This is a genomic window from Streptomyces sp. NBC_01257, from assembly GCF_035917255.1.
Classification (GTDB): domain Bacteria; phylum Actinomycetota; class Actinomycetes; order Streptomycetales; family Streptomycetaceae; genus Streptomyces.
Genome location: NZ_CP108472.1, coordinates 924,438 through 936,680 on the forward strand (window position 1 = coordinate 924,438; position 12,243 = coordinate 936,680).

The window sequence follows — 12,243 nt, forward strand, 5'->3', positions numbered from 1 at the left end:
AAGACTCCGCTTCCCGTCCGAGATATGCGACCAAGCCAGTTTAACTAAGGCTTACCTAACTACCTTCGCGCCAAGCCTGCCACAGTCGCGCATACCGGCCCCCCAGGGCCACCAGTTCGTCGTGCGTGCCCTGTTCCACCACACGCCCCGCGTCCAGCACGGCGATCCGGTCCGCGGCCATCGCCTGGGTCAGCCGGTGCGCCACGAACAGCGTGGTGCGGCCCGCGCAGGCGGCCAGCACGGCCCGCTCCAGCTCGGCGGCGCCCTCGCTGCCCGCCTCCGCCGTCGACTCGTCCAGCACCACGACGGGCGAACGGGCCAGCACCAGCCGGGCCAGCGCGATCTGGGCGACCTTGGTGACGTCCAGGCGTTCGCCGCCCTCGCCGACCAGGGTTCCCAGCCCGTCGGGCAGCGCGTCGGTCCACGCTCCCGCGCCGACCGTGCGCAGCGCCGCGACCAGTTCGGCGTCGGTCGCCTCCGGCGCGGCGAGGCGCAGGTCGTCGGCGAGCGGGCCGGAGAACACGTGTGTTTCCTGGGTCAGGATGCTCACCAGGGCCCGGGCCCCCGCCTCGTCCATTCCGGCGAGGTCGTTCGGCCCGATGCGCACCGAACCGGCCTGTGGTGTGCCGATGCCCGCGATCAGTGCGGCCAGGGTCGACTTGCCCGCACCGGTCGCCCCGACCAGAGCGAGTGAACCACCGGCCGGAATCGTCAGACTGACATCCCGCAGGACCGGGTCCTCGGTGTCGGGATAGCTGAACGTCAGCCCCTCGACGGTGACTTGATAGGGCACGTCGTCCGCCGCCGCCACGGTGGCATCGCCCACCAGGCGGTCCTCCGCGTCCTCCGCCAGCACCCCGACCAGACGGGTCAGGCTGGCGCCCGACTTCTGTGCCTCGTCGAAGGTGAACATGATGGCGCCGAGCGGGGTGAAGAGCCGGTGGAACATCAGCGGGGCGGCCGAGACCTCGCCGAGGGTGGCCGCGTCGCCCTCCAGCAGCGCGTAGCCGACCAGGAGGATCAGGACCAGGCCGATGAACTCGGCGCGGTTCTCCCTGCCGACGAAGCGGCCGAAGAACCGGAAGACCTCGACACCGAGTTCACGCACCCGCCACGACTCGCTCGTGACCTTCTCGCGGAAGGCCCCTTCGAGGCGGTAGGCCCGGACGGTCTCGATCCCGTTCAGACCGCTGATCAACGCCTGTGCCCGGTCGGCCTGGGCGGCCCGCTGCTTCTTGTACAGCGGCGCGGAGCGGGGAAGGTACCAGCGCAGGGCCAGTGCGTACGCCGGCAGCGCGCCGGCTCCCGCCAGGCCGAGCCGCCAGTCCAGTCCGAACATGCCCGCGGTCGCGATGGTGACCAGCACCCCGGCCGAGAACACCGTGGGGATGGCCGACCTGATGCCCCGGGACAGCACGGCCACGTCGTCGCCCACCCGGGACAGCACGTCCCCCCGGCCGACCTGTTCGATGCGCGCGCTCGGCATGCCGAGCACCGCGCGGACCGCGCCCTCCCGCAGCCGGGCGAGCAGGTCCGCGCCGAGCCGCCCGATCAGATACGTGGAGGCCGCGGTGGCCGCCGCACCGAGCAGGGCGGCGGCCACCATCAGCACTCCGACCCTGACCAGGACCGCGCGTGACTCGCCGTCCACGACCCCGTCGACCACCTGGCCCAGCAGCAGCACCGGGAGTACCTGGAGCGCCGCCCCGGCCACCGTGGTGAACAGGGTCGCGGCACTCAGCCACGGCACCTCGCGACAGTGTGCCGCGAGCCATCGGGTGGCCTCACCCCCCGTCGCCGTACGCAGGGTCGCCGGGGGGATGCGGGTCGCGGTGGTGCTCACACGTGGGCCAGTTCAGGTAGGGGGCGGGACGGCGCGGACCTCACTGGCCGGCCGACTTGACGAGCTCGTCGATCGCGTACGGCATGGACAGCAGCGTGCCCTGCGAGATGGCGGCACCGACCGCCGGGCCCTCGCCGTCGAGGAGGTACGACACGCGTCCCTCCTTGACCGCCTTGAGGTTGGCGAAGAGCTTGGACTTCTTCAGGGCTTCCTGGTCGGCCTTGTCGTTGATGACGAAGATGCGGTCGACGTCGACGAGGTCCATGCGCTCGGGTGACAGCTTGGTGTAGAACTTGCCGCCGGCGATCTTGTCGATCTCGGTGGCACCCTTGTAGCCGATGCCCGTCAGCAGGCGTCCACGGACGTCGGTGGTGGTGAACGGCGCGACGGAGTTGTCGTACCAGGACAGCGCCACGGCGGTCTGCTTGGCGAACTCGGGGTGCGCCTTCGCGGCGGCGTCCAGCTGGGTCTGGATGCCGCTCACCATCTCCTTGCCCTCCTTCTCCTTGCCGAGGGCCTTGGCGATGTGCAGCGCGTTGTCCTGCCAGGGCGCGCTGAAGGGCTCCTTCTCCGCCTTGGTGCGGCCAACCGTCGGGGCGATCTTCGACAGCTTGTCGTAGGCGGCCTGGTCGATCTCCGAGTAGACGGCGATGATCAGGTCCGGGCGGAGGCCCGCGATCTTCTCGTAGTTGGGGCCGGAGTCACCGTTCTTCATGATGACCTCGGGGCGGGCGTCCCCCCACTTGTCCTTCACCCAGGGCCACTGGGTGTTGACGTCGGGGGTCTTGCCCTCGGGGTTCGGGTACTGGTCGACCATGCCGACCGGCTTGATGCCGAACGCCAGGATGGTCTGGTCGTCCGTGTAGCCGACGGAGACGACCCGCTGGGGGGCCTTGGTGATCTTCGTGGATCCGAACGCGTGCTCCACGGTGACCGGGAACGCACCGGCGGCGGCCGGGGCCTTGTCGCTCGCCTTGTCCGTCTCGTCCTTCGAGTCGGAACCGCATCCCGCCAGGAGGCCGATGCCGAGGGCCGCGGCGGACACCGTCGCCGCCACCCGCTGCCAGGGCTTCGTGAGCATCGTTCTATGGAGGAGCATCCGGATTCCCTTGCGTTCGCACTGTCCACTGGCCCCTGTGTAAGGGCAGCCAAACCTTACCTCGAATGAATGAGGGCAGCCTAGCCTAACTGGCGTAATTCCCGTGTTCGAGACCTAGTTGAGTTGTACGTGCGTCCGGCCGATCGGCACGATGAGCGGCCGGTCGCCGACCGGGTCGTCGATCACCATGGCCCGCAGCCCGAACGCCTCGTGCAGCAGATCGGCCGTGATCACGTCGCGCGGGTGCCCCTGCGCCAGGATCGCCCCGTCCCGCATCACGACGAGGTTGTCGCTGTACCGCGTGGCCAGATTGAGGTCGTGCAGCACCATGACGACGGTGCATCCCGACTCGTGCAGGTCGTCCACCAGATCGAGCACGTCGATCGCGTGCGCCAGGTCCAGGTAGGTGGTCGGCTCGTCGAGCAGCAGCAGGTCGGTGCCCTGGGCCAGGGTCATCGATATCCACACGCGCTGGCGCTGTCCGCCCGACAGCGAGTCGACGGGGCGGTCGGCCAGTTCGGACACCCCGGTCATCGCCAGCGCCTTCGCCACGACGTCGGCGTCGTCCGACGACCACTGCCGCAGCCAGCTCTGGTGCGGATGGCGGCCCCGGGCGACCAGGTCGGCCACCGTCAGGCCCTCCGGTGCGACGGGCGCCTGCGGCAACAGGCCGAGCTTCTTCGCCACATCCCTGGTCCGCAGTCCGGCGATGTCCTCGCCGTCCAGCACGACCGCGCCGCCGGCCGGTTTGAGCAGGCGCGTCAGGGTGCGCAACAGGGTCGACTTCCCGCAGCCGTTGGGGCCGATGATGGTGGTGATCACCCCCGTCGGGATCTCGACGTCGAGGCCCTCGATGACGGTGCGGCCGCCGTAGCCGACCGTGACGTCCCTGGCCGCCAGTCGTGCGGCGCCCCTGTCCACCGACGCGACCTCGGTGGTGGTGAAGTGAGCGGCCACGGGCCCCCCTTTGTCCGGGTAGTCCAATTCGAATGTCATGCCGACTGCCTGAGGTTCGCCCGTACCAGCAGGTACACGAGGAACGGGCCGCCGATCGCCGCCGTGACGACGCCGACCGGAAGGCTCTCAGGCAGTGCGGCGCGCGCGATCAGGTCGGAGCCGGTCAGCAGGAGTGCGCCGACCAGCCCCGAGGCCACCATCGGCGGTGTGGGGCACTTCGCCAGACGCATCGCCACCTGTGGCGCGACCAGCGCGACGAACGGTACGGGGCCAGCGGCGCTCACCGCCACCGCGGCGAGCAGGACCGCGCACAGCAGCAGGACGGCCCGCACCCGGGTGTACCGGACGCCCAGGCCCGCGGCGACCTCGTCGCCGAGGTGCATCGGCTTGAACTGGAACGCGGCGCAGGCCACGACGGCCAGCAGCACGAGCGTGCACCAGACCGCCACCCGGACATCGTCCGACGACCGGTTCTCCAGCGAGCCGACCAGCCACGCCTGGGCCCGGGCCACATCCCTGATGTCGGCCGAGACGAGCAGCCAGGTGGTGATCGCCTCCATCACCGCGCTCACCGAGATGCCGATGAGGATGAGCCGGAAGCCGTCGATCCCGCGCCGCCACGCCAGGAAGTAGACCAGCAGTCCCGTGCCGAGCCCGCCGGCGAGTGCGGCGGCGGACAGTCCCATGGAGCTGACGACCGTCGCCGCGGTACCGCCCGAGACCGTCACCGAGAACACCGCGACCGCGCCGGCGCCCCCGGTGATCCCCAGGATGTCCGGGCTGGCCAGCGGATTGCGCGCCACGGACTGGGTGATCGCCCCGGAGACACCCAGCGCGATCCCCACGACGAGGCCGGCCAGCGCACGCGGCATCCGCAGATCCATGATCACGAACTCGTCGACCTGCTCGCCCCGGCCCAGGAGCGTGGCGAACACCCGGGAGAGCCCGATGGGGAAGTCCCCGACCGCGATCGACAGGCAGAACACCAGAAAGGCCGCCGCCGCCAGCACCAGCGTGACCAGCACCATCCACGGCCGCCACACGAACGACATCCGGCCGAGCCGGACGCCCGGAACCGGGGAGGTCTTCGTCTCCGTCACGTTCATGCGCTCCTGAACTTTCCACGCCACACCAGAGCCGCGAAGAACGGCGCACCGACCAGGGCGACGACGACGCCCGCGTCCAACTCGCCCGGCCGCACGACCAGTCGGCCCACGATGTCGCAGACCAGCAGGACGACGGCGCCGAGCAGACCGGCGTACGGCACCAGCCAGCGGTAGTCGGGACCGGTCAGATAGCGGGCCACGTGCGCGACCATGAGCCCGAGGAACGCGATGGGGCCGCACGCCGCGGTCGCCGCCCCCGCCAGCAGCGTGATCGCGAGGATGCCGATCGTACGGCTCCGCGCGATGTTCACGCCCAGGCCCCGCGCCACGTCGTCGCCCAGATTGAGCAGGTTGAGCGAGGGCAGCATGGTCAGCGCAAGCACCAGGCCGGCCGCGACGAACGCGGTCATCGGCCAGATGAGATCGAAGCCGACGCCGGCCACGGAGCCCGCGTTCCAGAAGCGCAGCGCGTTCAGCGACTTCTGGTCCGACAGCGCGACCGCTGTCGTCATCGCCGCGAGGAACACCGTGACCCCCTGACCGGCCAGAGCCAGCGTCAGCGGATTGCCGGCGCCCCTGCCGATGCTCGCCAGCCCGAACACCACGACACCGGCGACCGCCGCACCCAGGAAGGCGAACCAGATGTACTGGAGCGGATCGCTGAGCCCGAACACGGCGATCACCGACACCACGGCGAACGAGGCCCCGGCGTTCACACCCAGCAGCCCGGTGTCCGCGATCGGGTTGCGCGTGTACCCCTGGATCAGGGAACCGCCGACCCCGAGGGCGATGCCCGCCACCACGGCGAGCACCGTCCTGGGCACCCGCACGGTCTGCACGATGAGCCTGATCTCGGTGAGGCGCTGGTCGGATTCCGGCGCGGCGAACAGCCCGTGCCACACCTCGGCGGGACTCAGCGCACGCGCCCCGACCGCCAACGACAGGGCCCCCGCGACCAAGAGGATCAGCAGAAGCACCCCCAGGCCCACAACCCGCCGCCGGCGGGCCTTCGTTGTGCCCCGGAGTATGGGGCGCTCCACTGCAGTCGTGCTCATGTCGACGTACGTTATCCCTTTGATCCGTTCGCTCCGCAGGACGGTCCGAACAGGTGGTGACCGCGCTAGCGGGGTGCGCTGCCGGTTCCGCCGACGACCGGACGGGCCTCGGCGGCAGCGGTCCCGGCGCCCTGGCCGAGGAGCGAGTCCAGGATCTCGCCGACGCGTATCGCGGTGTTGGAGAGCAGGGCCGACGTGATGCCGTGGGTGTGCTCGGTGCCCCCCTGGAGGTAGATACCGCAGCGCAGTCCGGGCTCCGTCGCGATCCGGTAGTCGCGCTCCACCCGCAGGCGGCCCTGGTCGTCGCGCAGGCAGTTGTCCCCGACCTCGCCCAGCAGGCCGAGCGGGTCGGCGGGGCTGTAACCGGTGGCGAACACCACGACGTCGGCGTCCAGGTAGGTCTCCTCGCCGGTGACGAGGGATCTCACGGTGGCGCGGACGTTGTCCGGCGTCTCCTTGACCTCGTCGAGCCGGGAGACGTTGAGGAAGCGCAGCCGCTCGGTGCCGAGCACCTTCTCCTGGTACATCTGCCGGTACAGGTCGTCGATCAGGTCGATGTCCACCACGGAGTAGTTGGTGTTGCCGTGGTACTCCATCAGCTTGCGCTTGACGCCCTCGGGGGCGTCGAAGTACTCGTCGACCGCGCCGGGATCGAAGATCTTGTTGGCGAAGCTGCTGTCGTCCGCGGGGCTGTAGCCGTAGCGGGAGAAGACCGCGCAGACCTCCGCGTCGGGGAAACGGCGGTGCAGATAGGCGACGTTCTCGGCCGCGCTCTGCCCGGCACCCACGACGACGAACCGGGAGGGCGAGGTGCCGTCCAGTTCACCGACGCGCATCAGCAGTTCGGAGTTGTGCCAGACCCGGTCGCCGCGCTCGACACCTTCCGGCACGAGAGGGCGCAGGCCGGTGCCGATGACGAGGTTGCGGGCGCGGTGGACCGTGAGCCCCTCGCCCGACCGGACCGTCACGTCCAGGTACTCCACCGTTCCGTCGTGGACGACGGGTGTGACGGAGACGACTTCGTGGTCGTAGGAGACCAGGTCCGCGACCTGCGCCGCGGCCCACTCGAAGTACTCGTGGAACTCGACCCGGAGCGGGAAGAGGTTCTTGTGGTTGATGAAGTCGATCAACCGCCCCTTGCTCTGCAGATAGCAGAGGAAGCTGTACTCGCTGGACGGGTTCCGGAGCGTCACCAGGTCCTTGAGGAAGGACACCTGCATGGTCGCGTCGTCGATGAGCATGCCCCGGTGCCAGCCGAAGCGCGGTTGCTGCTCGAAGAAGTGAGCGCTGACCGCCTCCTGGGTGCCACTTCGTGCGTTGTGCTCGCTGATCGCGATCGCCATGGCCACATTGGACGGCCCGAAGCCGATACCAATGAGGTCGTGGACCGGTGGTGCGTCGCCAGGACGAACCTGTGACATGTCACTCCCATCGTGCGGGGACGCCGCCTGTCAGGTGTGGGGAACGTGTGAAAGACGGGCACGCCGACAGAGCGCCCCGATGAACTTAGGTGAGCCTAAGCTAATCCTGTAACGCTGTCGATAGGCGGGTTCCGGACAGACCTCGCCCCGATGCCGTTCAACTGGGGCAAATCGTGTGCCCGTTGCACGATAAGGTAAGCCTTGCTTTACTGGGCGTCGCTCCATTCCTACGCTGAGGAGGAACCCCATGCGGGTCGTCATGTTCGGTTACCAGACCTGGGGGCACCGCACCCTGCAAGCCCTCCTGGACTCCGAGCACGACGTGGTGCTGGTCGTGACACATCCCAAGAGCGACCACGCGTACGAGAAGATCTGGAGCGACTCGGTCGCCGATCTCGCCGAGGAGCACGACGTCCCGGTTCTGATCCGCAACCGCCCTGACGACGACGAGCTGTTCGAGCGCCTCAAGGAGGCCGACCCGGACATCATCGTGGCGAACAACTGGCGGACCTGGATCCCCCCGCGCATCTTCGCCCTCCCGCGCCGCGGCACGCTGAACATCCACGACTCGCTGCTGCCGAAGTACGCCGGCTTCTCCCCGCTGATCTGGGCGCTGATCAACGGCGAGAGCGAAGTGGGCGTCACGGCGCACATGATGAACGACGAGCTCGACGCCGGTGACATCGTCCGGCAGGAAGCGGTCCCGGTCGGACCGGCGGACACCGCCACCGACCTCTTCCACAAGACCGTCGACCTCATCGCCCCGGTCACCACCGGTGCACTCGACCTCATCGCCTCCGGGCAGACCGAGTTCACCAAGCAGGACCGCACCCGGGCGACCTTCTTCCACAAGCGGTCCGCCGAGGACATCCGCATCGACTGGAACTGGCCGGCCCAGGACCTCGAACGCCTGGTCCGCGCCCAGTCCGAGCCGTACCCCAGCGCCTACGCCTTCCACAAGGGCAAGCGTCTCGAGGTCCTCGCCGCCGTCGTGTCCCAGGGCCGCTACGGCGGGACGCCGGGCCGCATCTTCTACCGCGAGGGCGAGGGCGTGGTGATCGTCGCCGGCGCCGACGCCCGCACCGGCCGCAACCACGGCCTGGCCATCACCCGCGTGCGCACCGAGGACGGCCGGGAACTGGCCGCGACGGAGTACTTCACCTCCATGGGCGGTTACCTGACCAGCCGCGCCTGACGAGCAGGACCGCGGGCCCGGCCGCCCTCCCGGCCGGGTCCGCTCAGCGGGCCGTGGCGACGAGACGCCGCAGCGCGGCCCGGCCCGGCGGACCCCAGCTGGGCTTGCCGCCGGGGCGGCCCCGGACGCCGGCCTCCCCGATGAGGATGCAGCTGAGAGCCGTCCGCACCGCCCAGCCGCGCGCGCGGCGCAGGGCCGCCGCGTCGGCCGCCGGCCGGTAGGCGGCGTGGAATCGGTCGATCGCGCCATCGGGCAGCAGCACCCAGGGAGCGGCGAGGTCGCAGGCGGGATCGCCCGCGCAGAGGTCGCCGAAATCGATCACCCCGCAGATGGTGCCGTCCGCGGTGAGGATGTTCGCCGGATGCAGATCGCCGTGGAGCCACAGCGCCGGCCCCTCCCACTCGGGCGCGGTCACGGCGTCCTCCCAGACCGCGCGCACGACGTCCGGGGCGGGGACCAGCCCCTGCCCGGCCGCCTCGTCGAGCGTCCTGAGGGTTCCCTCGGAGCCGTCGGCCAGCGACCCGCCCCGGCCGAACCGGCCGACCGGCGCCGTGTCCGGGGCCGGCCGGTGAAGCGCCGTCAGGAATCCGGCCAGGGCATCCGCGGCCTCGGCGGCCTTCGTGGCGGGAGCGCGGTCGGCGGGCGCGCCCGGCACCCAGGTGGTGACGATCCAGGGCCGCGGGAAGCGCTCGGACGGCTCACCGAGCCGCTGCGGCACCGGGACCTCCAGCGGAAGGCCGGGGGCGAGGGCAGGCAGCCAGGTGTGCTCCACCCGCAGCAGCTCGTCGGCGGACTGCGTCGCCCAGGGCAACCGGACCGCGAGATCGTCACCCAGACGCCACAGCTGGTTGTCCCAGCCACGCGCCCCGAGCGTCAGAGGAAGGCCGGCGAGGTCGGGGTGCTGTTCGCGCAGCAGCTCCCGGACCAGCTCCGCGGTGATCTCGGTGTCGGTGTGTGTCATGCGGACCAACCGTAGTCGGCGCGCATATCCGCCGGGTTCCGGAGCCCTGCCCGGAACCCGGCGGCTGTGCGCGCCAGGCCCTTGCCGTCAGGCCTTGTCCTGCATGTCCCGTCGTGCGGGGTTGCTCTGCTGCGCGGCCTTGGGGTCCTTCTCGTCCGCCTTCGCGCGGACCCCCTGCTCGATCCGTTCACCGATCGACTTGTCGACGTTGGACCAGTACTCGAAGGCCCGCCGCAGCACGGGCTCCGTCACCCCGTTGAGGAGATGGCCCACCACGTTGTCCACCAGGCGCTCCCGCGCCGCGTCGTCGAGGACCTCACGCACCAGGGTGCCGGCCTGGCCCCAGTCGTCGTCCTCGGAGTGGGAGACGTATGCGGCCCGGGTGATGTCCCCGTCGGCGTACCAGCTGGGCGGAGTGCCGTGGCGAGCGGTGTCGGCCGCGGGGCCGCCCTTGGAGTTCGGCGCGTAGACGGGGTCGGCCGTCTTGCGGTACGCCATCGCCCCGTCCTTCGAGTACGTGTGCACGGGGGCGACCGGCGCGTTCACGGGGAGCTGCTGGTAGTTGGCGCCGATGCGGTAGCGGTGCGCGTCCGCGTACGAGAAGAGCCGGGCCAGCAGCATGCGGTCCGGGCTGGGGCCGATGCCGGGGACCAGGTTGTTCGGCTGGAACGCCGCCTGCTCGATCTCCGCGTGGTTGTCGGTGGGGTTGCGGTCCAGCGTCATCCGGCCGACCTCGGTCAGCGGATAGTCGCTGTGCGGCCACACCTTGGTCAGGTCGAACGGGTTGAACCGGTACGCGGCGGCGTCGTCGTACGGCATGACCTGTACGTGCACGGTCCAGCTCGGGAAGGCGCCGTCCCGGATGTGCTCGAACAGATCCCGGGTGTGGTAATCCGTGTCCGCCGAGGCCATCTGGTCGCCCTCGTCCTGGGTGAAGTACTCAATCCCCTGGTCGGTCTTGAAGTGGTACTTCACCCAGAAGCGCTCGCCCTGCGCGTTGATCCACATGTAGGTGTGGGAGGTGTAGCCGTTCATGTGGCGCCAACTGCGCGGAATGCCCCGGTCGCCCATCAGCCACGTCACCTGATGGGCGGACTCGGGCGAGAGCGTCCAGAAGTCCCACTGCATGTCGTGATCGCGCAGATTGCTGTCCGCGCGGCGCTTCTGGGACCGGATGAAGTGCTGGAACTTCATCGGATCCTTGATGAAGAAGACGGGGGTGTTGTTCCCCACCATGTCGTAGTTGCCCTCGCTGGTGTAGAACTTCACCGCGAAGCCCCGGGGGTCACGCCAGGTGTCCGGGCTGCCACGCTCACCCGCGACGGTGGAGAAGCGGGCCACGAGATCGGTCGTGGTACCGGGCTGGAACACCGCGGCCTTGGTGAAGGCGCTGACGTCACCGGTCACCTCGAAATGCCCGAAGGCACCGCTGCCCTTCGCGTGCGGCTGGCGCTCCGGGATCCGCTCCCGGTTGAACTGGGCCATCTGCTCGATCAGATAGGCGTCCTGGAGCAGGATCGGGCCCCCGGGTCCGACAGTGAGCGAATGTTCGTCGCTCTCCACCGGAGCTCCGGAATCGGTGGTCGTCGGTTTGCTTGCGTTGTCGGTCATCCGGCTGCCCTCCATCATGTCGCTGTGGGTGCGAAGCTGGTCCCGCCGGATCGGCGGAACGACGTCACGACAGTTCGACTAGCCCGGTACGAATGATGTCAAACCTGGATGAACAGCACCTTGCACCGTCAGGGCATGACTCATTGGCGCCACGTGCGGCCGCGAACGAGACCCCAGCGTCCGATCCCCGGGAGAGGAGCCGAGAACCGTGGCCGAACTGAATGCGTTCACCGACGCGCTCGACTGTCCGCTGTATGTCGTGACCGCCGAGGCGGCGGGGGAACGGGCCGGCTGCCTGGTCGGCTTCGGTTCGCAGTGTTCGATCCGGCCGCCGCGGTTCATGGTGTGGCTTTCGAGGGCCAACCGGACGTACCGGGTCGCCGACCGCGCCGACCGGCTCGCGGTCCATGTGCTGGCCCATGACCAGGAGCACCTGGCCCGCCTCTTCGGCGGCGAGACCGGTGATCACACCGACAAGTTCGCCCGCACCGCATGGCACCGCGGCCCGGGCGGGGCGCCCGTCATCGACGGGGCGCCCGCCTGGTTCGTCGGCCGTGTCGAGAGCCGCGTCGAAGGGGGCGACCATGTGGGGTTCCTGCTCGCGCCCGAGGTGGTGCAGCACCCCGCGGGCGACGCTCCGCGTCTGCTGTCCATGTCCGACGGCCGCGGCATCACGCCGGGCCATCCGGTGAACTGACAGAAACCCGGCCGGCCCCGGACGCGCTGCTCCGCCGGCGTCAGCCGTGGCGGTGCGCCGTACTCGAGGCTCCACCGAAGAGACGGCCGAGCGCGCGGAACGGCAGACTGACCACGGTGGCGACCGCACTGCCGATTGAACGGAAAACGTCTCCGATTGCCTTGAGCATGCGAATGACCTTCCTTCCGGCTCACCCCCGGACGTAGTACCGGGGGTGAGGGTTACGTGATCGAGTGTCCTCGTCGCGTACCCCTGCTCCCCGTCGGGAAACGGGCGCTGCCCGACCGCTGGTCACGTG

Annotated in this window: 11 protein-coding genes; 2 read left to right on the top strand and 9 right to left on the bottom strand. The window is 69.8% G+C overall.

Annotated features, from left to right (window positions below; all coding sequences use genetic code 11):
- Window positions 1-55 precede the first annotated feature (55 nt).
- The 6 genes from OG408_RS04085 to OG408_RS04110 form a co-directional block, all read right to left on the bottom strand.
- Window positions 56-1,843 (bottom strand): ABC transporter ATP-binding protein, encoded by a 1,788-nt coding sequence (locus tag OG408_RS04085; RefSeq protein WP_326668256.1) that lies wholly within the window; start codon window positions 1,841-1,843, stop codon window positions 56-58.
- Between the two features lie 40 nt (window positions 1,844-1,883).
- Window positions 1,884-2,942 carry an iron-siderophore ABC transporter substrate-binding protein gene (locus OG408_RS04090; protein WP_266775481.1) on the bottom strand — a complete coding sequence of 353 codons (1,059 nt, stop codon included), beginning with the start codon at window positions 2,940-2,942 and terminating at the stop codon, window positions 1,884-1,886.
- 114 nt (window positions 2,943-3,056) lie between these two features.
- A complete protein-coding gene (locus OG408_RS04095; RefSeq protein WP_442806006.1) occupies window positions 3,057-3,938 on the bottom strand; it encodes an ABC transporter ATP-binding protein in 882 nt (293 codons plus the stop codon).
- Window positions 3,935-5,005: a FecCD family ABC transporter permease gene (locus OG408_RS04100; protein WP_266775485.1), complete on the bottom strand. Its 1,071-nt coding sequence runs from the start codon at window positions 5,003-5,005 to the stop codon at window positions 3,935-3,937. The genes OG408_RS04095 and OG408_RS04100 overlap by 4 nt, the downstream gene beginning before the upstream one ends.
- A complete protein-coding gene (locus OG408_RS04105; protein WP_326668262.1) occupies window positions 5,002-6,060 on the bottom strand; it encodes a FecCD family ABC transporter permease in 1,059 nt (352 codons plus the stop codon). Before OG408_RS04105 ends, OG408_RS04100 begins: the two co-directional genes overlap by 4 nt.
- Window positions 6,061-6,125: 65 nt before the next feature.
- Window positions 6,126-7,481 (bottom strand): lysine N(6)-hydroxylase/L-ornithine N(5)-oxygenase family protein, encoded by a 1,356-nt coding sequence (locus tag OG408_RS04110; RefSeq protein WP_326668263.1) that lies wholly within the window; start codon window positions 7,479-7,481, stop codon window positions 6,126-6,128.
- Between the two features lie 247 nt (window positions 7,482-7,728).
- Between OG408_RS04110 and OG408_RS04115 the strand changes: the two genes are divergently transcribed.
- Window positions 7,729-8,676 (top strand): methionyl-tRNA formyltransferase, encoded by a 948-nt coding sequence (locus OG408_RS04115; protein ID WP_266775491.1) that lies wholly within the window; start codon window positions 7,729-7,731, stop codon window positions 8,674-8,676.
- 43 nt (window positions 8,677-8,719) lie between these two features.
- Here the strand turns inward: OG408_RS04115 and OG408_RS04120 are convergent, their stop codons facing one another.
- Both OG408_RS04120 and OG408_RS04125 read right to left on the bottom strand, forming a co-directional pair.
- The gene (locus OG408_RS04120) at window positions 8,720-9,637 is read right to left on the bottom strand and encodes an aminoglycoside phosphotransferase family protein (RefSeq protein ID WP_326668265.1); all 918 of its coding nucleotides are present in this window, start codon (window positions 9,635-9,637) and stop codon (window positions 8,720-8,722) included.
- 87 nt (window positions 9,638-9,724) lie between these two features.
- Window positions 9,725-11,248, bottom strand: coding sequence for a catalase (locus OG408_RS04125; RefSeq protein WP_326668266.1), 1,524 nt, complete (start codon window positions 11,246-11,248; stop codon window positions 9,725-9,727).
- 208 nt (window positions 11,249-11,456) lie between these two features.
- Here OG408_RS04125 and OG408_RS04130 point away from each other — a divergent pair, with 208 nt between their 5' ends.
- Entirely contained in the window at window positions 11,457-11,945 is a 489-nt protein-coding gene (locus tag OG408_RS04130; RefSeq protein ID WP_266775497.1) for a flavin reductase family protein, read from the top strand.
- Between the two features lie 40 nt (window positions 11,946-11,985).
- Here the strand turns inward: OG408_RS04130 and OG408_RS04135 are convergent, their stop codons facing one another.
- Window positions 11,986-12,114: an LPFR motif small protein gene (locus OG408_RS04135; protein ID WP_266775499.1), complete on the bottom strand. Its 129-nt coding sequence runs from the start codon at window positions 12,112-12,114 to the stop codon at window positions 11,986-11,988.
- Between the last annotated feature and the right edge of the window lie 129 nt (window positions 12,115-12,243).